This window comes from Emticicia soli, assembly GCF_037860775.1.
In the GTDB taxonomy this organism is placed as follows: Bacteria; Bacteroidota; Bacteroidia; order Cytophagales; family Spirosomataceae; genus Emticicia; species Emticicia soli.
In genome coordinates this window covers 146,263-168,747 of sequence record NZ_JBBEWC010000003.1, presented here as the reverse complement: position 1 = coordinate 168,747, position 22,485 = coordinate 146,263, and the positions used below count along the sequence as shown (strand labels likewise).

The following is a 22,485-nucleotide window of genomic DNA, read 5'->3' as shown; positions in this document are numbered from 1 at the left end:
ATCCAAAGTCGAGTTTTCTGGCATAAAGTTTTAATTGATTAAATAAACGTATTGGCTTAATGAATCTAACTGTTCAGGGTAGAAGATTATGCTGTAAGATTATAGATAATAAATCAAAATAAATCATGAAAACTATTGTTCCTGCACAACGAGAAGGTAATGCCTATGATACCATTACAGAACGCTTTTTTACTACCGAAAAATTGGCTAGGGCTCAGTTTCAGGTAGCTCGAAAAAGGCTTCTGGCTATAAATCACTGGCATAAAATAGCCGGTGAAGAGAAAGCAGAGTTTGCTTTGGCTGATGGCCGTGGAGAGCAAATAGAGCGTACGCCTGCCATTGGTGATTTTATAAGAATTGATATTCCGGGGCCGATGAATCATTCGGGAGATGGATTCGACTGGGTACAGATTGAAGAAATTGCCGAAGATGAGGAAATCCATGAGGAATTTATTTCCATACGGGTAAGACCTTCCTCAAACCCAGAGAAACACAAAGGTGAAACAGCTCATTTTTTTGCTGATGCCGCCACAAGTACATTTGTAATAAAAAGAGAGGGTAATCAGATAAGTGCCGAAGTACACGGAAGAAACGAAAAACCGAATCTGGAGGATGTGAGCCTGATAGATAAAATAAGAAATACGTTTGTGGCTTTTGGCGGAATTTTAGGAGGTAGCAGAATTCAATGGAAAAGTTTTACAGAGGGTTTGATAGCGTAAAGATGTTTACTTTGCTCCAAAATTCCATTTGACCAATAGCTCGTATCGGCTGGTTGGCGCAATACTTAGTATATCTGCCGAAAAACCATTGCCCACGCAAGCTCTACCTTCCAGCATAAGCCTATCGTTTCGTAAGCCAAGGCCGGCTATTATACCTTGTTCGCTTTTTCTATCAAAAGCCGAGATAAGTTCTGATGTGCCACCGTCTACATTTTCAATCATGCTTCTATCGCTCACAATAATTGCGTTTGCTATACCTGCAAGGGCATAGATAGAGGGCTTGCCTAAGTAAAATGTGTATCTGAACAGGTTCTGTAGCCCTATATAGCGTATATCGTATCTAAAACGGCTTTCAATATCGGCGGCGGTGCTTTTCAGCGCATAGGTATGTAACTCGTTCAGGATGGCAAACTTGCCACGGCTTCGGGCAAACACATAGTTCAGAAATATTCCGCCGGCAGGGGTAATATTACCGTTGCCTCTTACATATATATAATTAGGTGGAACCGAAGTAGAGACAATATGTTTGATTCGTGAGTAACCCGCTCCGGCCAGAACGCCATATTCCCATTTACCTTTGTTTGTATGCGCATATTCGGGCTTAACTATTATCTTGAAGCAATCATTGTAGCTATCTATCAGCTTCTTCATGTCTCTAGCGTAGTAATCAGTATTCTGAAAAGGAAGTTTTTTGCAGGCGTCAGAAAGTGTTTCAGATAATTGCAGTTGATATTGTTTGATTTTGGCAGTCTGGCTTCCGGTTTCTATAATATGGTAAACCAAGGGTTCTAAAATATTGCCATGCTTAAGTAAAAAATGTTCCTCTGAGTCTTTATCTACAAAATGATAGAGCATTGCTTTACCTGCCGATAATACTCTTACAAAGGCGTTTTTCTGTATAAATCTTTTACCCCGATTAAAGTACGCACCTAAACTCTGAAATACAGTCTTACTACCGTTTCTGGGTAGTTTTTCAATAGAAAAGCTCAAAGAAGTATAGGTTTCCTGATTAAAGTCTATGATAAACCCACTTAACTCAGTACTGCTATACACAAAACTGGGTTGACTCATTTCTCTTTTGAAATAAATCTCAAGGGGGCTTTTAACCCATTCTTTATAATCAATGTAGCCACTCAGGGTATCTTTATCTGCCGTTATTAATTTCCCTTTGATGAAATTTCGTTGAGCAAGGCAAAAATTGGCAATAAAAATAAACAAGAGTGTAGCGGTTTGTTTATTTTTCATAAAACCAGCAATCCCTTATTCAAAAGTATTGAAATAATATTTTATTACTTCAGGTCGAAGTAAAATTTATTCCGTAGCGAATAAACGTAAAATTTTACATTTTAACAACTAAATAGCTGATTCTTATATGGTTAAATGCTTATAAGTATACGTTATTCTGTAAACAAAATCGAATAGATATTTCTAAAAAACGCCAGATTTAGCCGTTAAGGTTATCATTCAAAAACTAAAGTCTTTTACAATCAAAGTAAATCAGTAAATATAAGCCTAAAATACGTGGCAGTAGCTGGAAGCATAAAAATATTGCACACAAGTTGTAACCTTTCATGTACACGACGCATTAACAACTAAAAAGCGTTTTTATACCTTATCCCCCCTAGATGTTACATGAAAAAAATTATACTTTCTAGCCTGGCCCTGCTTCTGCTAAATACAAAATCATTTTCTCAGAAAGATAAGCAACCTACCATAACTATGGAGAGTATTAGTGAGAGATGCAAAGGTGCAGACCCTGCCAGCAGAGTTACTTTAAAAGTTGCACGATTCACAACTGCCGTTCCTCAGGCACAAGGGCGTTTCGGTGGTGAGCTGGCAACTATGTTAAGTAATGCTCTTCAGGAAACAAGCTGTTTCAGAGTAATAGAAATGAATCGTAATATGAGCGATGCAACCGACGAAGGCGGAGATATAGAAACTGCTGCTCTTACGGTTACAGCCGAAATAACAGAATTTGCTGAAGGAAACTCTACAACTAAATTTGCTGGTGTTTCGGTAGGATCTAATAAAGCTAAAGTTGGCTTTGTACTGAAAGTATTGAATCCGCAAAATAGTGAGATTTTATTTTCGAAGTCTGTAAATATGGAAGGCACCTCGTCAGGATTTAAAGGTCTGAAACTCTTTGGTGTTGAAACAGCAGGCACAACCGAAAACAAAGCCTTACAAGATGCTATCGAGAAAGCCATCATAAAAGCTGTTGATGTTTTAGTGACTGAAAAACATAAAATGATAGCTCCTGTATCTGTACCTGTTAAAAGATTTGATGCTAGTAATTGTTTGCCTTTAAAAAATGGACGAGGCCCCAAAATAATGATATTGCTTACCGAAGCCCAAACCGTAGGAGGCCCGATCAGCAATCAACAATATGAACGCCAGAAAACCGAAGCTGAACGTGAGCACGAATTAAGAAAAGAAAGCATAGGGCTTTTGAGAGACCTAGTGAGATCGTCAAGAAATAAACAAACTGTAGCCACAGAACAACCCCAACAACAATCTGCTAATGCTAATGCAATAACTAAGCCTGTTGTAATAGAACAATCTACGTCTGAAAATGCTTTAATTAAACGCTTTATTGAAGCCGGATTCAGAGTAATTGATCCAAAGGTATATGACCAAATGCGTAAAGAAAACGCAGATTTGGGGAGTGACATTTCTAAAATGGCTTCATTAGGATTAAAAATGGGAGCTAATATAATTATAACCGGAACTGCCCTAAGCGAACGAACCGCAAATAACGATGGCCTTTTCTCGTTTAGAGGTCGGGTCGAGTTACGAGCTCTCACTACCGACGATGCTACTATTTTAGCTACACATACTGCTCAGGCAGGTGCTGTTGATGTTGCCGAATCGGTTGCGTCTAAAAAATCATTACAAAACGCTAGTGATAAAATGGCAACTTACCTTTTTGAACAATTGTGTAGCAGAAATCTTGTTTTTGCTGAGACAGGTTCTTCGTCAAGCCCCGTACAGGCAACAGCAGGCGGCACTGAAATAAAAATTTCAAACGTGAGCTTTACTCAGTTACAATCACTCATGACCCATTTAAAGACTAATAACAAGGTGGGCGAAATTAAGAAAACACTTTCTGGGTCAAATGGGAGCTTAGTAGTAAGCCATAAATTATCGACCGACCAAATTGCAGAGCTTCTCTCTGCCTGCAAAACAGTAGCTGTTGAGATTACCGGTCTGGAAGGAGAAAGAATTGAAGCCAAAATAAAATAAGTGGCTAAAGATATTTAATCTATCTGCCGAGTACTATCCAAAAATAAGTGTGGCTTATTACGGCACTATAGGGCTACTATGCATTAGGATAGGCTTCAAAACCACTTTTATATCAGTATAAAAAAGGGGGCTTTTACATTCTGGTAGAATGTCAGAAACAGAGCTAAACTTTTATTAACAGTAAATACTGAGAGTCGGCTGGGTATTTCAACGCAGAGAAGTTTGTCAGAATCTACAAATCAAATAATCGAATTAAACTATGGAAGCGGTAAAACTTGGTGTTAGAACCTCAATATCACCTTCGGAAATAATCTTTTTTGAAGCCGACGTTAATTATACACGAATTCATTATCAAGATCATAGTGAAATAGTGGCTATTTCTTTGAAAAAAGTAGAACAACAACTAAAATCATTTCCGTTTTATAGGATTCATAAGTCTTACCTTATTAACCTAAACTATATCTCAAACCGGATTGATAAATATGAAGTTGAAATGATAAATAATCGTTCTTTATCTATTTCCCGAAGAAAAATTGTCATGTTCCGACGTTTACTAAAAAAGCGAATAAGTGAATTGTAATTAAGCATATATGGCTATTTACTATGGTTTTTAAACAACTATTGTTACTAAAATGAATATTAAAAATATGAAAAAACTTATTTTCTGCTTAGTTGCTTTTTTAGCAATAGAGTTAAGTTCTTGCAATAAAAAGGACGACCCTACTACAGGATTTTCAGAAGAGATTCAGAAAATTGTGCCTGATGAAATACTCAAGGATGTGCGTGCTAAAGGTATGGTTATCAACGAAGGTAAAGTACCGCCTAATATTGAAGGTAATTATGTAGTTACGCCTTTTGAATTATTAAGCCCATTCGGAGATGATGATCCTTATGAAAAAGGCTTGATTATAGATGACTACTACTATAAGTTCTCAGGCCAGAGTTCAGATAAGAAAAAAGTAGTTATTAATTATGGCAATGGCTCAGGTGACCAAGGCTCAGGAATTGGCTCTTTTGTATCGGGTAATGGTAATAGTTTTACGATTTTCTCTGAAACATCAGGAGTTGAATCAGGTATACAATACGTATCGCTGCAAATGTTTTCAGGAGAGTTAACTGCAAATAAAGAAATTAAAAACTTCCAGATAGCCCTCTATTTGAAAGAGAAAAACGACCCATCTGGTATATTAATGCCTTTAAATGCCGGACGCATCTGGATTGATGGTGATAAAATAAGCGAAAGAACAAGTACTTATTATGGAATGTTAAGACCAGCCACCCGATTGAGTAACAAAGGTGGTTTGGTAGGCACTAGCAAATAAACATTTTAGTACACATCGGGTTTCTATGAAGAAGTATTTGTAGAAAACCCGATGTTATTATTTTTTCAGTCAATTATTATTATACCTAGCTACCGCACAATTTCCCTTCAAAATAACATTCATTTTATAGGCTTCTTTTCTTTCAGCATATCTCATCAGTATTATTTCTAAGAATTTTGATTGATAATTCAAAGGGATATAAATTGGTCATCAACCTACACCAAGCCCAATCCATCTTCAAAGTAAATAGCTTTTTTGAAAAAATATTTCCTGCTAAACTATTAAAAAAGTTCTAATACAGGTAACTTTGCAAGAGAAGCAAAATTGTTTAAATCTAAGCAAGTTCAAATTTGTTGTACTTATTTTGTATCAACAATTTTTGTTCATCAAAAAAATTACCAAATAACGATTAATGGTGATAGTTAGAAAACTGCATAAAACCTTCTAATTTTACCCTTAAAAAGCTTTTATTCTAAGCCAAAATGAGAGAGATACAATTTAGAGAAGCCCTGCGCGAAGCCCTATCTGAAGAGATGAGACGTGACGAAAACGTTTTTCTTATGGGTGAAGAAGTAGCCGAATACAACGGTGCATATAAAGTGAGCCAAGGAATGTTGGACGAATTTGGCCCTAAACGTGTAATTGATACCCCTATTGCAGAGCTTGGTTTTGCAGGTATAGGTGTAGGAGCAGCAGCCAATGGCCTGCGCCCGATTATAGAGTTTATGACCTTCAATTTCTCTTTGGTTGCTATTGACCAGATTATCAACTCTGCAGCAAAAATGCTGGCTATGTCAGCAGGTCAATATAGCTGTCCGATAGTATTTCGTGGACCAACCGGTAACGCCGGCCAATTAGGTGCCCAGCACTCACAAAACTTCGAAAACTGGTTTGCTAATACGCCTGGTCTTAAAGTAGTTGTGCCTCATAGCCCTTATGATGCCAAAGGTTTATTGAAATCGTCAATCAGAGACAACGACCCTGTTATATTTATGGAGTCAGAAGTTATGTATGGTGATAAAGGCAATGTACCTGAGGAAGAATACTTGATTCCACTAGGGCAAGCAAATGTAATGCGTGAGGGTTCTGACGTAACCATCGTTTCTTTTGGTAAAATGATTCCAAGGGTTGTGTTACCTGCCATTGCAGAATTAGAGAAAGATGGTATCAAAGCAGAATTGATTGACTTACGCACAGTAAGACCTATCGATTACGCTACTGTTATTAACTCTGTGAAGAAAACCAACCGTTGTGTAGTAGTAGAAGAAGCATGGCCGTTAGCTGCTATTTCATCTGAAATTACTTATCACTTACAACGTTACGCATTCGATTATCTTGATGCTCCGGTTATTCGTGTAAACAATATGGATATACCTCTACACTACGCACCAACTTTAATTGAGGCTACTTTACCTAACGTAAAGCGCACAATTGATGCAGTGAAAAGCGTTTTGTATAAAAAATAAGATTTACATGTATTTGTAGAACAGATAATCCCCGAAGCAATTCGGGGATTATTGTTATCTGCCTATTCTGATTCCAAATGTTGTGAGGTTCTGTGATGCACTGGTGTTTTCGTAACTGACGGGATTAATACGGGCGGTTCTTCTCTGAAAATAATTATTTGCATCGCTCTCCAGAAAAAAACTAAATGCCTTGTAGCCTATATTTACTACCAACCCATATCTATAAGGGTTGTCTCTGCTTCTGATAGGCACTTTTGATTCAATCTGACCAATCTGCTTAATTTCAGAATATATCTGGCTCCCGCCTATCAGCCTGCCTATATAGGCTCCAAAACCAAAGTGAAATGTTTTCTGGTTATCTGAGCCATAAAAATTAATAGTTGGAATAATCTTGAAATTGGCATAAAACAAAGACTGATTATAGGTACTCTCGGGGTTTCGTTTTTTAGTATCTGAACTCAAGTAGTTTTCAACAGTATAATAATTGCCATTAGGCGCAGGCCGATAAATGGCTAATGTATCAAACATACTACTATTGGCATTGTTTACCCGCAAAAGGTATGAGATATTATTCTTACTCACACTATTGAGATAATACCAACTTATATCAAACCCATATCTTAATAAAAATTCTTTGTGGCCTGTTCTGATGAAACTCTCTTGCCTGATAAGCCCTATGTTAATATTGGGCGAACGAAATGTTCTTTGCTCAAAAAGTTCATTACTAAAAAGCTCACCTGCGTTTTGGTAAGCGCTAAAAGCACTACCTGCCCTCTGTAAGAATTTGGCAGATGTAAAGCCTAAAGAAAGATTCAGATAGGTGTTTCGGGTGAGTCTTTGCCAGGGAGTAAGCCCTTCTAATTCTTGCTGCCGAGTAGTTTCTTTTGTGTAAGTGTTTCCTTCATAATCTTGCCTGATACTCCTACGCACATTACTGGGCATTTCTTCCAAGTCCTGATTCATTTGTTTTACAATTCTATTCAAATCGTACTTTTCCAATGCTTTCAGGTCTTCTTTAGTTGCTCCCCACAAAACGATTTTTTTCCTCTTCCCTATATTTACTACAATCGAATCCATATAGTTTTCATCTGGCACAACAAGCCCCAAAGTATCCAAACTTATAGTAAGCAGCAGGAGTAAAAAAATCTTTCTCATGTGGAAATATCCATTAAAGGTCAGTAATCAAAAATATACTGCATGGCAATAGATTTACGAAAGCAAAGATTGATTTCGTAAATCTAGTTTCAATCAATGTAAAGATATACTACTTAAGCGTAGAATCGGCAGGCATTGTTTCGTTTTTGAAACTTTGCTTTACAAATGCCCATATTTTATTGGGCTTATTAGGGTCTGTAGCCTCAGGTATTTTCTCGGTTTGTTTAGCCAAACGAGCATTCCGGTTTTTCTTTTTGTCCTTAGGAACTATCACAAAATCCTCCTGTTCTTCCGGAATCTCCAGAATAGCCACACGCTCACGTTTAACAGGCTCGGCAGGTTTTTCGCTTGCTCTGCTTGTATTATTGTTAGGCCTGAAAAGAATAGGCATCGGACGAACAAAAGCAGGCTCGTTTCTTGACGTTACATTATTATAACTAAACTCTTGCTCGCCACCTTCTGTGGTTACCATATTATCAAACTCTTCGTTGGCTATTTCGTTGGCTACTATTGGTTCAGGCTCTGCATTTTCAACAGGTTGAACAATTGCTTTATGCGCAGGGCGGCTAATCTTATTTCTGGTATTACTTTCGGGTGCTTCGGCTAATGGCGTACTTGTTTCAGCCGAAACTTGTTGTGTCGGCTTGGCTATAACTTGCTTTTTTATAGCTGTTTTATCTGCAAGCGGAGCCTTATTATCAAAAAATAAATAGCCACCCAATGCACTTGCCATAACAATACCTGCAGCCACGGCTTTCCACCACAAAGGCATTGCTTTCTTTTGGTCTTTCCGCTCAATACGCTGCCAAACCTCACTTTTATTCCACTCTGGAGTAAAGTCAGAATTGTCGAGATTTTCTCGGATTTTATTATAGAATTCCTCTGCTTGCATGACTTTCGTCGGTCATTAATATTTTCTTTTGTAATAATTTTCGGGCATGATTCAACTGCGACTTTGAAGTACCTTCACTTATTTGCAGTTGTTCAGCAATTTCCTTATGCGTGTAGCCCTCAATGGCAAAAAGGTTAAAAACCGTACGATAGCCATCGGGCAATTCAGCTATCAGCCGATAAATCTCTTCCGTCGAAATCTTATCCAATATATTATCATCAACCGGTACTTCGATTGCCTCACTCTCAGGCATCAGATGAAAACTAGATTGCTTACGTAGTAACATGAGCGCTTCATTTACTACAATTTTTCGCATCCAGGCTTCAAACGACCTCAGGTTATCAAATCTGAAATTGATAATCCCGTCAAAAATTTTCAAAAAAGACTCTACCATTAAATCCTCGGCCAACATACGCTCACGTACATACCGATACGCAATACGATACAAGAAACTGCCATAGTGCTCAAAAATTTCCTTTTGAGCAGCAGCGTCTTTCTGTCGCAGACGTTCGATTGTAGAGGTTAGAACCAAGTTTAAACGGGGCTTTTTAGACTAAATGCAGAAAGCACTCAAAAAGTTGTATCGAGCTATAAAAAATTTAGAAAAAGTGCCTTTCAATAATTATGTAAAGAGTTTTAACATACACATTCTGCTTTTTAATTCAAGCCCTACACCTACTCGCTGATTTGATTTTCTTTAAATAATCCCTAACTTGTCAATCAATTCAACTCTATAAAAACCTACACTTTATGATTAAGCAAATCTCTTTGTTGCTTGTGCTAACCTGCCTGATTTTTTCGAAATCACTCATTGCACAATCAAAAATCGATACTCTTTTCCCTGTACGAGGCTTTTGTATAGCTGCTCCACAGCCTAAGCAAGTCGATACTTTCGTAAAATTTATCAATGAAGAACTAGCTTCAAGAAAGGTAAACACACTTATACTACGTGTTGATTGGAACTACAAGTTTGAAAGCCACCCCGAATTGCGTGATAGCATTGCGCTCTCAAAGCAAGACGTAAAGAAAATGGTAAAAGCCTGCCAGAAAAACAATATCCGTATTATTCCGCAGATTAATTTACTAGGGCATCAGTCATGGGCTAAGACTACCCATAATTTATTGAGAGTTTATCCGCAGTTTGATGAAACACCGCATGTAAAAATGCCTGAGAAGTACGTTTGGCCAAATGAAGACGGCCTTTATTGCAAAAGCTATTGCCCACTACACCCAGATGTACACAAGATAGTTTTTGCATTGGTAGACGAAATATGTGAGGTATTTGAAGCAGATGCTTTTCATGCAGGGATGGATGAAGTATTTTATATAGGTGATGATAAATGCCCGAGATGCGGCGGCAGAGATAAAGCTGAATTATTTGCCGGAGAAGTAAATAAAATCAGGAATCATCTGGCACTAAAAAACAGAAAACTATGGATTTGGGGTGATCGCCTGATTGATGGTAAAACCACAGGCATTGGTATGTGGGAAGGCAGCTTTAACAACACCCACCGTGCCATAGATATGCTGGAAAAAGACATCATGATTTGTGACTGGCACTATGAAAGACCCGACCAAACGGCAGTTTACTTTGCAACTAAAGGATTTAGTGTAATAACCTGCCCTTGGCGTAACCCCAAAAATGCGGTGATACAAACGCAGGATATGGCAAGATTCAGACAATCGGTTACACCTGTAATGAAAGAGCGTTTTCAGGGTATGATGCAAACGATATGGTCGGGTGCCGGGCAGTTTCTGGACGAATTTTATGGTGTAAAAACAAACCCGGAAGCCGGAGAAAACACACAATCAGCTTGTTTCAAGGCGATGTTTGATGAGATCAAGAAAATTGAAGAAGGGAAATAAATTTTAAATAGATATTTGAAAACACACTCATCTCCCCCCCCCTTTTATGGAAACCTCTTTAAAACGTATTGCTTCTATTGATGTATTTCGGGCAATTACTATGCTCCTGATGATTTTTGTGAATGATTTCTGGACGCTGACGGGGATTCCTGACTGGCTGCAACACTCAGAAGCACACGTTGATTTCCTTGGTTTTTCAGATATTATCTTTCCTTGTTTTTTGTTTATTGTTGGTATGTCGATACCATTTGCTATTAAAGCCAGAATCGGAAAAGGCGAAAACAATTTTCAGATAATTCAGCATATTGTACTACGTTCTATCGCCTTATTGGTAATGGGACTTTTTACAGTAAATATTCCCGAGATAAACGCCGAAGCTACTGGCATGAGCCAAATGACGTTTCAAATAAGTGCCGTTGTGGCATTCTTTCTTATCTGGAATGTATATCCTAAAAGCGAAGGCAGTAAAAAGTATCTTTTCAATGGTTTGCAAATACTTGGCGTAGTTATCTTGGTTTTTCTAGCCTATAAGTTCAGAGGTGGAGAGAAAGCTGAGATTATGAAACCACAATGGTGGGGTATTCTGGGCCTTATCGGCTGGACTTACCTTACCTGCGCTATTCTGTATCTATTCCTGCACCGAAACAATACTTTGCTGATAGCTTCTTGGATATTTTTCAATTTGTTGTGTATTGCAGGCCATGCAAACTGGTTAAGTGCAATATGGTCAAGCGGCCCTCATGACTGGATTCTGGCAAACGGGGCCTTCGCCGTTTTTACATTCTCGGGTATATTAACCACTTTGCTACTAGAGCGTTTTTATACTCCTACCAATAAAGTTAAGCTTGTGTATATTTACACTAGCTTAGGAATTGTGATGGTGGTGATGGGTATGTTCCTGAGAAACTTCTTTATCATATCGAAAATATATGCAACACCTACGTGGGTGTTTATCTGTTGCGGCATTGCTTTTATTACCTATGCCTTTATTTATTGGCTCGTAGATTTGCAGCACAAAGCGCACTGGTTTAGCTTTATAAAGCCAGCAGGTACAAGCACGCTTACTTGTTATCTGATACCATACGTTGTTTATTTTATTCCTCTTAGCCTGCCGGTAGGTCTTACTTTTGGCTTTGTAGGTTTAATTAAATCTATGATATTTTCTTTAGTAGTGATTGGTATTACAGCGTTACTCAGGAAGATTGGTATTAAATTGAAGATATAAGAACCTCATCCCTAGCCCCTCTCCAACAGTGGAGAGGGGGATAAAGGTTAAATATTTCTATAATTATTTACTTCTTTGAATTGCTTTTAGCAAAGAAGTTTCGTCGGTAGTATCAAGTACAATTTCCCAAATCATTACGCCACCACAACCCCGCTGTTTGGCTAATTTCGTTTTGTTTTCTATCGTAATAGTTCCGTTATAGAATGAGCCTTTCCAATAATCATCATAAGAGCTTGCACCATCTTTTATTAAATCGCTATAACCCGGCCCATAATTGCCCATGCCTTTTTTAGCATAGAAAGGTAAGCCTAATACGGCTTTATGTGCAGGTAAGCCACGCTCTTTTATCCAATAATCAAGGCTTTTTACAGCTAACGAATAAGGCGAATGCGCTACAACGTAATCAGGACCATAATCGGCATCATAGGCCATCAGGTTCAACCAGTCCATTTTATCGAATGCCTCTTTTTTAACACCACCGCCTTTGGCACCATAAGAGATAACAGCTGCTGTTAGTTTTTTACCTTTTCTGTGTAATGAATCAGCTAGTTCCGAAACCAGACTCACATAATGGTCAGCAGAAGGGCTGTTTTCGTCTGGATATTCCCAGTCTAAATCTACACCATCAACTTGGTAAGTTCTTACAAATTGCATCACGTTACAAACAAATGTATGACGACCTTCGACACGCTCAGCCATTTTGTGGAAACGGGTATCATCACCACCTTCGTCGCCAATACCCCAGCCACCGATAGAGATAAACACCGATTTTTTATGTTGATGGGCAATTTTTACTAAACTTTTCAGATTTTCAGGCTGACCAATCGGCAATAAAGTATCACCCGTTTTGGCAGGAATAGCAAACGAATAATTGATGTGGGTCAGTAAATCCATCGGGAGTTTTTCAGGTGGCATAGACGGGGTGTAATACCCTACCACCTTAAACTCCTTTTTTTGTGCGGATAATGAAGTGATACTTAAATGAACGATAAACAGAGCAAACAACAATGATTTGATTTTCATTTTTCTTTGGATTTGGTTTTAAATTTACTCTACCACCAGCCATGTATAACCTTCGGCAGGTAACTGAACAGTAATTTCTATTGAATAATCTCTATTAAGCTGGTAAGTAGTAGACTTGCCATTTTCAATTCTGACTTTAGCTTCTTTACTTAAACCTGTATAATAAAGGGGTAATTTGATAGTGCGTTTGATACTCTCTTTCAACGGATTGTAAAGCATGACAAGTCCTTTCGTAGATAGTGCCGGATTCACGTGCATGATTCCGTCCCAGTCTCTGCCATCAGGGCGACGTAGGTGGATAATGTCGGCATTCAGAATATCTCTGTATTGCTTATACCAGTTAATGGTTTCTATTACAACTTTCTTGGTAGCATCGGTATCGTATAGGCGTGGCCCACGATAACACGCCTGTATACCTGCCCCGTAGTATTGCATCATTAATTGTTTATAATCTTTCAGATGCTCACTTAGAGGTTCAAGTACCGCCTCTGCTCCCCCACCCTGATATTTGGTGAGTGGCACAAAGCCCCAGCCCATCGACGGTATTTTATCCCATGTGCCATCATAAATATTCTGGCGATTCAGAATCTTCTGTTGCTCTCTCGATAAAGAAAAATTTACCTCTCTATAACCCAAAGCTATTTTGTGCGAGCCATCCAGAAAATACCAGTCAGGCGCATTGATATAAACGCCACGGGCATTAAGCCATTGATAAAACTCTTTTTGCATTTGCATTTGTACCCATTGCGAATCATCTAGGCCTTTGTGGCCAGGGTGTTTGGTAGACGCACACACATCGCCGGGATAAGGGCCATCATGCTCAAGCAGGTCGAAGCCTGTTTCGCTGATAAATTTCTTTAAGCTTGCAATATAGTTAATACCCCATTTACTGGCTAAACAAGGCGCATGCCCAAAGAAGGCACCTTTATCGGGCAAGCCTGTTACGGGGTCTATTACATCATTTTCGTCGTCAATTCTTCGGCTGCTGAATAATGAATATCCACCCAATTTAATTCCTTTACTATGGGCATAATCGGCCAGTTCTTTGAATTTTCTGATATTGGCATCAGAGGCATCTTCCATATTCAGGCCACTGCCAAAACTTAAAATCACCATTTCGTAGCCCGTTTCGGCACACTGGTCTATTACGTTTTTTACTGTAGCAGGGTCGGTGCTGATAAGGTGCATGAAGATTGGGTTCTGGGTTGTCCAAGGCGCAATGGTACGATACATCTTGCGTCTTGCCAGTCCATTTCGTTCTCTATCATAACTATCTAAAAGCAATTCATACGAACGTATAGACTTGTAGGTATCATTTACAGGAAGGTCTACACCAACGCCAAGCGTCGGGTAAACTTCTACTACACATGGCGTTCCGTAATCATAATTCACCTGTGATGTGTACGAGCTGTCAATTTTCCAATGGGTAGCCTGGTCTGATAGTTCATAGCGCATAGCGTTATTGTAAGCAAAATTGTTTTCGATGTAAAGTTTCTGAGGCTTTTTCATCTTTTCGGGCTTGCCTACTACAGCCGATTCTTCTTCGGGTGTAGCCAATATTTCATTCACTACCTGTGTTAGTTTAAAAGTACTCGTCGATTTATTACTGACACTCACCCATTTGCTTAAAAGCGGAATTCCATCAAATACCTCGTAATGCACTGCTACCTCAATGCCTTTCAGCGCAGGTAAGTCAGATTTAAAGAATAGCACAAGGCTTTTGCCCGTAGGTTGGTTTCGATTGGCTGTCCAGGTAGTAGTTTTCCAATCAAAATGTGGTTTTACTTCACCTGTTTCGTAGCGCACAAACTGAAAATCGTCTGGCTTTGCGGTTAGTTGTCCTATCCATTCTTCCAATAGATAGCCATGTTCTTTCTGCCCATATAAACCTCCGATATAATAAGCCTTACCATCAATCACAATACGGGCTTCGGGTCTCACCGAACGCACAAATTGCTCGTTAGTAGTCAAGTTTTTGAAACTTACCGTAGCGGCATTCGGGCTAATTCTTATTTGTCGGCTAATGAGTCCGTTGGTAATTTCGAGTAATTTGCCATTCTGCAATACTTTTACCTCACTTTTTTGGGTAAAAGGCTCAATCAACCAGTCCTTGCCGCTTGTTTGGGCAAATACAGTATTCACTGCTAATAAGCTAATAATTAACAGATAGTGTAGGGTCTTATGGTATAGCATATTATTTCAGGGCGTCTGTGAGTTCGTAAGTCCAGGCATATTGGCACGGAATAGTATTCGGATTCACCTGCGGTGCCATAATAGTAAGCACTTTGTTTTTATAGCTAAATTTTATGTCGCCATCAAAACCCAGCAATTTTATTTTAGCAGGTTTTTCTACGTTTTCAACTGTAATGGTCTCTTGCCATTTACTGGCTATAGCGTAAATGCTCTTACCTTTTTGCGTAAAATGCAACTTCGACTCTTTTGTATAAGCCGGAGCTTTATCCCACTTGCGTGTGCCATAAATTGCATTGCCGTTTACCTTCATCCAGTTGCCTATTTCTCGCAGGCGTTGTTGCATAATAACCGGAATACGCCCGTCGGCCGTTGGCCCGATATTTAATAAGAAATTACCACCACGTGCTACTATATCTACTAATTGATGCACCAATTGCTCGCCTGTTTGGTACACATCTAAGTTTTCATTACGATTATAACCGAATGATTCACCAATACCACGGCATTCTTCCCAAGGTCTTGCAAAACCATTGGTTAGTGAATTATCAGTACCGCCATGCCCATATTCAGATGTATAAAAGCTACCATGTTTGCTTTTGGTATCATTCCCCCATCGGTCATTTACAACTACACTGTTTTTTACCGGAGATTCGTTGTAAAGCCACGACAGAAATTCTTCGCTCTTCCATGTTTTGGCAGGGTGGTCCCACTCGCCGTCTGTCCACAAAATATCAGGCTCGTATTTTGTAACGAGGTCTTTCATCTGTGGAATCATGTGCTGGTCTACATAGCTGTTTACATCGCTTTTATAGTTTGGATTAAACCACTCGTATAATGAATAGTAGTAACCCATGTGTAGGTTCTTAGCCTTTACAGCCTTTGATAAATCTCCGGCTAAATCTCGGTGCGGGCCAACATCTACAGCATTCCAGTTCCATGATTGCGCACTTGGCCATAGTGTGAAACCTTCGTGGTGTTTTGAGGTAAGCACTACATATTTTGCTCCGGCTTGCTCAAATATCTTTGCCCAATCGTCGGGTTGAAATAGTTCGGCTTTGAAACCTTGTACAAAATCCTGGTATGAGCTTTTGCCATAGTTTTTCTCATGAAATGCTACAAATTCCTTATGAATTTTAAGATTTGGTGCAAAAAGGCGTTGCCAGTACCATTCGGAATAGCCGCTACCAAAACCATCGGCATTTGAGTTGGTTGCCCATGCAGGCACAGAGTAGATACCCCAGTGAATAAAAATACCAAATTTGGCGTCTTCGAACCAAGCAGGGGTTTGGCGTTGGTCAAGGCTCTGCCAGTTGGGTTGATATTGTGCGTATGTTTGTAAACATACCAACGTTGTAAGGATTAGAAGGTATTTTTTCATGTGAATAGGTTAAGATTGACTTAGTAGAAAGGCGTGCCGCGTTTTTGAATCGTGACACGCCTACTGTACTAATTATTATAGGATATAAGTTTACTTAGGGAAATGGCTCTTTGCCATATATACTTTACCGCCATCGTCGGCAAGGGTAACCGAATAACTAAAACCATGCTGAATAGAATAAGCACCGTATTCGCCTTGTTTGTTAATGGCAATAAAACCTACCTGAAAGCCTTTGGCTTTTTCAGGGTTTATTTTCACGATACGCTCAACTGCTATTTTGCAGGCTTCTTCGGGTGTTTTGCCCAAACGCATCATTTCTACAACCAAATGGGTTCCGGCTACTCTGATTACTTCTTCGCCCTGGCCTGATGAGGTAGCCGCGCCAATTTCGTTATCAACAAACAAACCTGCACCAATAATAGGCGAATCACCTACACGGCCATGCAATTTAAACGCCATACCACTTGTTGTACAAGCACCCGAAAGATTGCTAGCGGCATCTAAGGCGATAGTACCCATGGTATCGTGGTTGGCAGTGCCATCGTCAAAATAACTTGGTGCAAATGGCCCACTACCCGACTTCTTGGCTTTAATTTGTTGCTGCTCAATATTGATTACAGGCTTGTATTCCGACTTCTTCAACCATTCTTTATAGGTTTTTGCGGCATCGTCCGATAGCTTGTCTGGTTCTCTTTTGAAACCGTTTTCCAGCGCAAATTGTAAGGCACCATCACCCACAAGCATTACGTGTGGCGTAGTTTCCATTAATTTACGAGCCACGGAAATAGGGTGTTTAATGTGCTGCAAAAAGGCCACCGAACCACAATTGGCTTTTTCGTCCATTATACACGCATCTAGCGTTACCTTTCCGTCACGGTCAGGGTTTCCGCCTAAACCTACGCAACAATTAATGGTATCTTCAATCGAATTAGCGGCTACTTCTACGGCATCTAGTGCACGGCCGTTTTTCTTTAGCACCTTCCATGCTTCGGCGTTTACGGCCAAGCCACTGTCCCAGGTAGACACTACAATGGGTTTGTTAGCTATTGTGTTTTTGTTAGAAAAAGCCTTCGTTACCGACATAAAGGGTAAGCTTAAGGCCGACCAGCGTATAAATTTTCTTCTTGATTGCATTAGTTTGTTGCTTTTAGGTTATGTTTATGTAAGTAAACGTTTTTTATTCTAATGTTATATCATCTACTGGTTTCCGGTTATTGAAAGATGTTTTTCAGCCGGAAACCACCCCGACGAAAATATTATCTTACAATTTTCAATACCCATGCATAGCTATCGCCTGCAGTTTTTCTCACTTTTTCCGGAATCTCTACTACCACTTTTCCATCTTTTGCAGCCCATTTCAGTTTCTCGGTACGACCTACTAAAGTAACTACTGCATTTTTGGCTAATGTAAGTTTGCTGATTTCAATGCTAGCCGGAAGCGCCTCGCCTTCATCTGCTCTATAAATGGCATAAGTTGTATTGGCATTGTGTGTAAACACCAATTTGTTTTGCTGGCCTATCTCATTATCACCTCTTGTGTTATAGATAGCCTCGCTGTTTACCTTCATCCACTTGCCAATTTCTTCCAAACGTTGGTACGCATCCGGATGATAATCTCCGTCTGGACTTGGAGGAATATTCAAGAGCAAGTTACCATTTTTTGATACTACGTCGGTCAGAATATGGATTAATTTTCGGGCAGGTTTAAAATTATCTTTAGGTACATAGCTCCACGACTCGCCCATTGTCATACACGTTTCCCAAGGTATAGGCATATAGTGGTCTGGTATCTGTTGCTCAGGCGTAACATAGTTTTCAAATTCACCACTCACAGTTCTGTCTACTACCAGCAAGCCAGGCTGATGCCCTCTTGCCATTTTAGCAATGCGAGGCATGTCAATGTCCTGGTCGAAAGGAATAGTTCTTTGCCACGAAACAGATGAATCGATTGTGCTGAACGGACGCACCCAACCACCATCAAGCCAAAGAATATCCATTTTACCATAATCGCTCATCAGTTCTTCTATCTGATTGTAGGTAAACTGTTTAAAGTTTTTCCATTTCTCAGGATATTTCTCAGGATGATACGATGGGTTACGGTCTTTCGGTGGGAAATAAGACCACCAATAATCGTTTGAATGCCAGTCTGGTTTTGAGAAATAGGCACCAATCATGAAATCGTTATTACGGAAAGCACCGAAAACCTCTTTAGCAATATTGCTCTTCGGGTTAGAAGCAAAAGGTGTATTTGTAATTTTATAGTCGCTTTGTTTGGTATCAAACATAGCAAAACCATCATGGTGCTTTGTTGTGAAAACCAGGTATTTCATGCCTGCATTTTTTGCCGCAGCAGCCCATTTTTCAGGATTAAACTGCACCGGATTAAAGGTTTTAGGCAGGTCTTCGTAGGCTTTTTTGTACTCATACCAATTGTCTTTGTACGGGCCTTTGCGCTCACACCAGCCTTCGTCTTCAGGGCAAAGGCTCCAGCTTTCTACAATACCCCATTTACTATAGGTACCCCAGTGCATCATTAAACCAAATTTTACATTTTGCCATTGGCTAAGTTTGGCTTTTACCTGTGGGTCGCTTGGCACTACATATTTATCATGATTCTGCTCAGCATGTTGCTGGGCAGAAAGCGTTTGGCCGATAATCGCTATCAGGATAGTGATAAGTGTTTTTTTCATTTTTTTGCTGATGGAGAATGCAGAAAGAAACAAGAAGAATGTGTTTCTTCTACTTTCTGATTCTCTGTATTATTCTGAATTATTGTTTACTAATTATACATTCTTCAACAGATGCGGGCGCTCACGTTCTACTTTCAAAAGCATCTCGCCAAATAGTGTATTAGCCCATGCAAACCATTTGCGGGTAAACTTGCTGGCATCATCTTTATCGAACGACTCGTGCATAAAGCCTGTGCCTGCATGTGTATTCTTGAGGAAGCGTAATTGCGACAAAATCTCCTGGTCGTTATTCGAGGTCATGGCACGCATAATAATGCTCATTGGCCATATCTGGTCAACAAGTGTATGCGGGCTACCAATACCTTCGGCAGCTTTACCCTTGAAGAAATAAGGGTTGCTATCGCTCAACACAAACCGACGAGTATTCTGATAAATCGGGTCTGTTGTTTTCAGAGAGCCTAAATACGGCTGGCTTAATAGATTAGGTACGTTGGCATCGTCTTGCAACAAACAATTACCGAAGCCATCAACCTCCATGGCATATATTGGCCCATAAACAGGGTGTTTGATAATAGCGTATTTCTTAATAGCTGCTTCTACCTGATTTGCCAAGGCTGTACATTCTTTGGCAAAAGCCGCATCTTTAATTACTTTCTCTGATATTTCGGCTAACTGACGGAAAGAAAGTACAGCAAACAGATTGGAAGGAATCAGGAACGGATAAACAGTGGCATCGTCAGACGGACGAAAAACACTGTGAATCAAGCCGTTTGGTTTGGTATTGTTGCCATAGCCATTACCCGGCACAGTATCTGTCGACCATGAGGTGGTGCGTCCAAAGCGGTATTTGCCCCTGTTGGTCAAGCGTTGTTGTTCTTTGCAAGTGGCTATAATCAGTTTAGCAGCTTCAAACCATTTTGCATCGAAGACGCTCGTATCACCAGATGTCTTCCAGTAATGATAAGCTAAACGAACAGTATAGCAAAGAGAATCCAATTCCCATTTGCGTTCGTGTAGCTCTGGTTTCATATCAGTATGGTCTGTTACCCATTCCGATTTACCCGGACCATCGTTAAAGGCATTGGCATAAGGGTCAATCAAGATACACTCCGTCTGGCGGTTGATAACACCTGCAATTAAATCTTTCAGGCGAGCATCTTGTTTAATTAAAGGCAAATAAGGCCACACTTGCGCAGTGCTATCACGCAACCACATGGCATGAATATCGCCCGTAATTACAAAAGTATCAGGCCGCTCGTTTTTGGTTTTAAAAATAACCGTAGTGTCCAATGTATTCGGGAAACAGTTTTCAAACAACCAAGCCAGCTCTTTGTCTTTAATTGCCGACTTCATACGTTGAATTGTGGCTTCAATAGCCTCACTACTAAAGTTTCTCTTCTCTGGTGCAACACGCACTGTTGGAAAATCGGCAGCAAAAACACTATTACCTGCCATCAGGCCGATTCCGGCAAGAGAAGTAGTTTTAATAAAAGTTCTTCGATTCAGGTTTTGCATTGAAAAGAAAATATTATGGAAAGAATACCCTAAACGGGCATAAAATTTATACTGCTTTCAATAGATTTTCTACTACATAGGTATGCACGCCATATATTTTGGCGTTTTCGCCCAATTGCGAAATCTCTATACTGAGGTCTTCTTTGAAGTCGGTCAGGCAGTACTTGTTAATAGCGTGCTCAATAGGATTAACAATCAGTTTTTGCGCCTTTGAAAGTACACCATCGATAATGATAATCTGCGGATTGAATAAATGCACAGCTATCGAAAGCCCCTTGCCTAGCTCCAAGCCAATATTATGAATAATATCAATAGCAAAGGCGTCGCCTTGTTGGGCGGCTTCAATCACCATTTCAAGGTTTATATCTTCAACACGGTCTTTGTACTCTCCCAGCTTCGACACTTTGCCCTGGCGCAGGCCATCTTTTATGTTTTTAAGCAGCGAAGAAGCTGAGGTAATAGTATCCAGACAGCCTACTTTTCCGCAAGTACACAGTACCCCGTCAGGGTTTACCTGAATATGCCCCAACTCACCTGCAAAGCCCGAAGCACCATCAAAAATCTCACCATTTACTACTATTCCTAAACCAATACCCCAGTCAACATTAATAGATAGTACATGGTGTTTACCTTTAGCCAAACCAAAGCGATATTCGCCAAAGGCTGTTGCTTTAGAGTCGTTGATAACAAAGGCTGGTAGCTTAAAATGCTCTTCTATTGACTTACCTAATGATTTATTCTCACTATTAAGGCTCTTGTAGGTGTAATTGATACCCGTATTCTTATTCACCAAACCGGGGATAGACACGCCACAAGCAATAAGTTTTTTACCTTTTGTTATTTTCTGCTCTACTACTGTATCAACTAATGTAAAAAGTGTTTCAAGAAATACGGGATTGTTTTTTAGTTGTAAGTCAAATACTTGTGTAAAAATTACCTGATTCCGCAGATTCAGAATCAGCACTTTGGTATCGTGTGTATTAATATCGAGTATCAATACAAACTTTTCTTTGGGGTTGATCCCATAGATAGCCGGACGGCGCCCTTGCTTAGAAACACCAAAGCCGGTTTCAACAACCCATTTTTCTTCAACTAATTCTTCAATAAGAGCAGTGATAGATGGAATACTGATGTGTAAAGAGTGAGATAGCTCCGATATGGTATTTGTTTCGTTAAAGTACAGTTCGGTTACAATCCCTTTTTTTTGTTTGTTTTTCTTGATGTCAATGACCGACTCTTTATTGGTCATTTCAATCTCGCTATCGAGAGTAATTTCAGACATTGTTTTTTATAGTTAAAGTAAGGTTAGGCCCATACATTGACATACCTAGCGAGCAAAAGAAAAGGTACGCAAGAAGAGTTTGGGTTTAGTTTAGGGCAAAATTTTAAAAATCTATTAAGCAATTTATTAAAAAAACAACTTGACTTAACATCATCGGGCGTTTTTTTGCAAATTGAGCCTAAATATCATATAAAATTTAATAACATATCATATATTTTTAAAAAAATTTAATAATTAGTTTTTATTAAATAATTTTTATTTATGTTTGTAATCATATTTAACATTTTTTTAAAAAAATCTTAACAAGCCTAACCTAACAATATTTAATTTCAGAAAACAGCTTTTAATCCGCATTCCTAAATCCACTCACAACTAACAGTCTTTATTTGCCCTAAACTCTTTATTCTTATTTATGAGTAAAAGAGGCGTATGTTATTAATATCAATAAGAATGTTTAACCTAAAATCGTCAAAATATAGCTAAAATCACATTAAAGTCTCACCCTACTATTGAAGC

18 protein-coding genes are annotated in these 22,485 nt (G+C 39.3%); 7 read left to right on the top strand and 11 right to left on the bottom strand.

Features of this window, described 5'->3' with window-relative positions; translation table 11 throughout:
- Nucleotides 1-125 precede the first annotated feature (125 nt).
- Nucleotides 126-719, top strand: a complete 594-nt coding sequence (locus WAE64_RS04235) for a hypothetical protein (RefSeq protein ID WP_340234942.1) — start codon at nucleotides 126-128, stop codon at nucleotides 717-719.
- Nucleotides 720-725: 6 nt separating this feature from the next.
- On the opposite strand, the gene WAE64_RS04230 is transcribed toward WAE64_RS04235, so the two are convergent.
- A complete protein-coding gene (locus WAE64_RS04230) occupies nucleotides 726-1,964 on the bottom strand; it encodes a hypothetical protein (protein WP_340234941.1) in 1,239 nt (412 codons plus the stop codon).
- Nucleotides 1,965-2,351: 387 nt separating this feature from the next.
- On the opposite strand from WAE64_RS04230, the gene WAE64_RS04225 reads away from it, so the two are divergent.
- The 4 genes from WAE64_RS04225 to WAE64_RS04215 all read left to right on the top strand — a co-directional run bounded on the left by WAE64_RS04225 (nucleotide 2,352) and on the right by WAE64_RS04215 (nucleotide 6,750).
- Nucleotides 2,352-3,962: a CsgG/HfaB family protein gene (locus tag WAE64_RS04225; RefSeq protein WP_340234940.1), complete on the top strand. Its 1,611-nt coding sequence runs from the start codon at nucleotides 2,352-2,354 to the stop codon at nucleotides 3,960-3,962.
- A 259-nt stretch (nucleotides 3,963-4,221) separates the two neighbouring features.
- Entirely contained in the window at nucleotides 4,222-4,542 is a 321-nt protein-coding gene (locus WAE64_RS24770) for a LytR/AlgR family response regulator transcription factor (RefSeq protein ID WP_379976917.1), read from the top strand.
- 67 nt (nucleotides 4,543-4,609) lie between these two features.
- Nucleotides 4,610-5,284, top strand: a complete 675-nt coding sequence (locus WAE64_RS04220) for a hypothetical protein (protein ID WP_340234939.1) — start codon at nucleotides 4,610-4,612, stop codon at nucleotides 5,282-5,284.
- 482 nt (nucleotides 5,285-5,766) lie between these two features.
- Complete coding sequence (locus WAE64_RS04215; RefSeq protein WP_340234938.1) at nucleotides 5,767-6,750, top strand: pyruvate dehydrogenase complex E1 component subunit beta; 984 nt, start codon at nucleotides 5,767-5,769, stop codon at nucleotides 6,748-6,750.
- 54 nt (nucleotides 6,751-6,804) lie between these two features.
- On the opposite strand, the gene WAE64_RS04210 is transcribed toward WAE64_RS04215, so the two are convergent.
- The 3 genes from WAE64_RS04210 to WAE64_RS04200 form a co-directional block, all read right to left on the bottom strand.
- Nucleotides 6,805-7,905, bottom strand: coding sequence for a hypothetical protein (locus WAE64_RS04210; RefSeq protein ID WP_340234937.1), 1,101 nt, complete (start codon nucleotides 7,903-7,905; stop codon nucleotides 6,805-6,807).
- Nucleotides 7,906-8,014: 109 nt separating this feature from the next.
- Entirely contained in the window at nucleotides 8,015-8,797 is a 783-nt protein-coding gene (locus WAE64_RS04205) for a hypothetical protein (protein WP_340234936.1), read from the bottom strand.
- Nucleotides 8,775-9,329, bottom strand: a complete 555-nt coding sequence (locus WAE64_RS04200; RefSeq protein ID WP_340234934.1) for an RNA polymerase sigma factor — start codon at nucleotides 9,327-9,329, stop codon at nucleotides 8,775-8,777. The genes WAE64_RS04205 and WAE64_RS04200 overlap by 23 nt, the downstream gene beginning before the upstream one ends.
- 218 nt (nucleotides 9,330-9,547) lie before the next feature.
- Here WAE64_RS04200 and WAE64_RS04195 point away from each other — a divergent pair, with 218 nt between their 5' ends.
- Together WAE64_RS04195 and WAE64_RS04190 are read left to right on the top strand one after the other, a co-directional pair.
- The gene (locus WAE64_RS04195) at nucleotides 9,548-10,663 is read left to right on the top strand and encodes a family 20 glycosylhydrolase (RefSeq protein ID WP_340234933.1); all 1,116 of its coding nucleotides are present in this window, start codon (nucleotides 9,548-9,550) and stop codon (nucleotides 10,661-10,663) included.
- Between the two features lie 46 nt (nucleotides 10,664-10,709).
- The gene (locus tag WAE64_RS04190; protein WP_340234932.1) at nucleotides 10,710-11,888 is read left to right on the top strand and encodes a DUF5009 domain-containing protein; all 1,179 of its coding nucleotides are present in this window, start codon (nucleotides 10,710-10,712) and stop codon (nucleotides 11,886-11,888) included.
- Between the two features lie 63 nt (nucleotides 11,889-11,951).
- On the opposite strand, the gene WAE64_RS04185 is transcribed toward WAE64_RS04190, so the two are convergent.
- From WAE64_RS04185 to WAE64_RS04155, 7 genes are all read right to left on the bottom strand, one after another.
- The gene (locus WAE64_RS04185; protein ID WP_340234931.1) at nucleotides 11,952-12,911 is read right to left on the bottom strand and encodes a glycosyl hydrolase family 18 protein; all 960 of its coding nucleotides are present in this window, start codon (nucleotides 12,909-12,911) and stop codon (nucleotides 11,952-11,954) included.
- 24 nt (nucleotides 12,912-12,935) lie between these two features.
- Complete coding sequence (locus WAE64_RS04180; RefSeq protein ID WP_379976922.1) at nucleotides 12,936-15,104, bottom strand: alpha-galactosidase; 2,169 nt, start codon at nucleotides 15,102-15,104, stop codon at nucleotides 12,936-12,938.
- Nucleotide 15,105: 1 nt separating this feature from the next.
- The gene (locus WAE64_RS04175; protein ID WP_340234929.1) at nucleotides 15,106-16,482 is read right to left on the bottom strand and encodes an alpha-L-fucosidase; all 1,377 of its coding nucleotides are present in this window, start codon (nucleotides 16,480-16,482) and stop codon (nucleotides 15,106-15,108) included.
- 90 nt (nucleotides 16,483-16,572) lie between these two features.
- On the bottom strand, nucleotides 16,573-17,616 hold the full coding sequence (locus WAE64_RS04170) for an isoaspartyl peptidase/L-asparaginase family protein (protein ID WP_340234927.1): 1,044 nt from the start codon (nucleotides 17,614-17,616) through the stop codon (nucleotides 16,573-16,575).
- Between the two features lie 122 nt (nucleotides 17,617-17,738).
- A complete protein-coding gene (locus WAE64_RS04165) occupies nucleotides 17,739-19,172 on the bottom strand; it encodes an alpha-L-fucosidase (RefSeq protein ID WP_340234925.1) in 1,434 nt (477 codons plus the stop codon).
- 93 nt (nucleotides 19,173-19,265) lie between these two features.
- Nucleotides 19,266-20,687 (bottom strand): glycoside hydrolase family 125 protein, encoded by a 1,422-nt coding sequence (locus tag WAE64_RS04160; protein ID WP_340234923.1) that lies wholly within the window; start codon nucleotides 20,685-20,687, stop codon nucleotides 19,266-19,268.
- A gap of 46 nt (nucleotides 20,688-20,733) precedes the next feature.
- Nucleotides 20,734-21,969 carry an ROK family protein gene (locus tag WAE64_RS04155; RefSeq protein WP_340234922.1) on the bottom strand — a complete coding sequence of 412 codons (1,236 nt, stop codon included), beginning with the start codon at nucleotides 21,967-21,969 and terminating at the stop codon, nucleotides 20,734-20,736.
- Nucleotides 21,970-22,485: the final 516 nt, after the last annotated feature.

What these genes read in the sequence shown, in the direction of transcription:
- WAE64_RS04235 (WP_340234942.1), top strand. Translation starts at nt 126, where the DNA reads ATGAAAACTATTGTTCCTGCACAACGAGAAGGTAATGCCTATGATACC.
- WAE64_RS04230 (WP_340234941.1), bottom strand. Translation starts at nt 1,964, where the DNA reads ATGAAAAATAAACAAACCGCTACACTCTTGTTTATTTTTATTGCCAAT.
- WAE64_RS04225 (WP_340234940.1), top strand. Translation starts at nt 2,352, where the DNA reads ATGAAAAAAATTATACTTTCTAGCCTGGCCCTGCTTCTGCTAAATACA.
- WAE64_RS24770 (WP_379976917.1), top strand. Translation starts at nt 4,222, where the DNA reads ATGGAAGCGGTAAAACTTGGTGTTAGAACCTCAATATCACCTTCGGAA.
- WAE64_RS04220 (WP_340234939.1), top strand. Translation starts at nt 4,610, where the DNA reads ATGAAAAAACTTATTTTCTGCTTAGTTGCTTTTTTAGCAATAGAGTTA.
- WAE64_RS04215 (WP_340234938.1), top strand. Translation starts at nt 5,767, where the DNA reads ATGAGAGAGATACAATTTAGAGAAGCCCTGCGCGAAGCCCTATCTGAA.
- WAE64_RS04210 (WP_340234937.1), bottom strand. Translation starts at nt 7,905, where the DNA reads ATGAGAAAGATTTTTTTACTCCTGCTGCTTACTATAAGTTTGGATACT.
- WAE64_RS04205 (WP_340234936.1), bottom strand. Translation starts at nt 8,797, where the DNA reads ATGCAAGCAGAGGAATTCTATAATAAAATCCGAGAAAATCTCGACAAT.
- WAE64_RS04195 (WP_340234933.1), top strand. Translation starts at nt 9,548, where the DNA reads ATGATTAAGCAAATCTCTTTGTTGCTTGTGCTAACCTGCCTGATTTTT.
- WAE64_RS04190 (WP_340234932.1), top strand. Translation starts at nt 10,710, where the DNA reads ATGGAAACCTCTTTAAAACGTATTGCTTCTATTGATGTATTTCGGGCA.
- WAE64_RS04185 (WP_340234931.1), bottom strand. Translation starts at nt 12,911, where the DNA reads ATGAAAATCAAATCATTGTTGTTTGCTCTGTTTATCGTTCATTTAAGT.
- WAE64_RS04180 (WP_379976922.1), bottom strand. Translation starts at nt 15,104, where the DNA reads ATGCTATACCATAAGACCCTACACTATCTGTTAATTATTAGCTTATTA.
- WAE64_RS04175 (WP_340234929.1), bottom strand. Translation starts at nt 16,482, where the DNA reads ATGAAAAAATACCTTCTAATCCTTACAACGTTGGTATGTTTACAAACA.
- WAE64_RS04170 (WP_340234927.1), bottom strand. Translation starts at nt 17,616, where the DNA reads ATGCAATCAAGAAGAAAATTTATACGCTGGTCGGCCTTAAGCTTACCC.
- WAE64_RS04165 (WP_340234925.1), bottom strand. Translation starts at nt 19,172, where the DNA reads ATGAAAAAAACACTTATCACTATCCTGATAGCGATTATCGGCCAAACG.
- WAE64_RS04160 (WP_340234923.1), bottom strand. Translation starts at nt 20,687, where the DNA reads ATGCAAAACCTGAATCGAAGAACTTTTATTAAAACTACTTCTCTTGCC.
- WAE64_RS04155 (WP_340234922.1), bottom strand. Translation starts at nt 21,969, where the DNA reads ATGTCTGAAATTACTCTCGATAGCGAGATTGAAATGACCAATAAAGAG.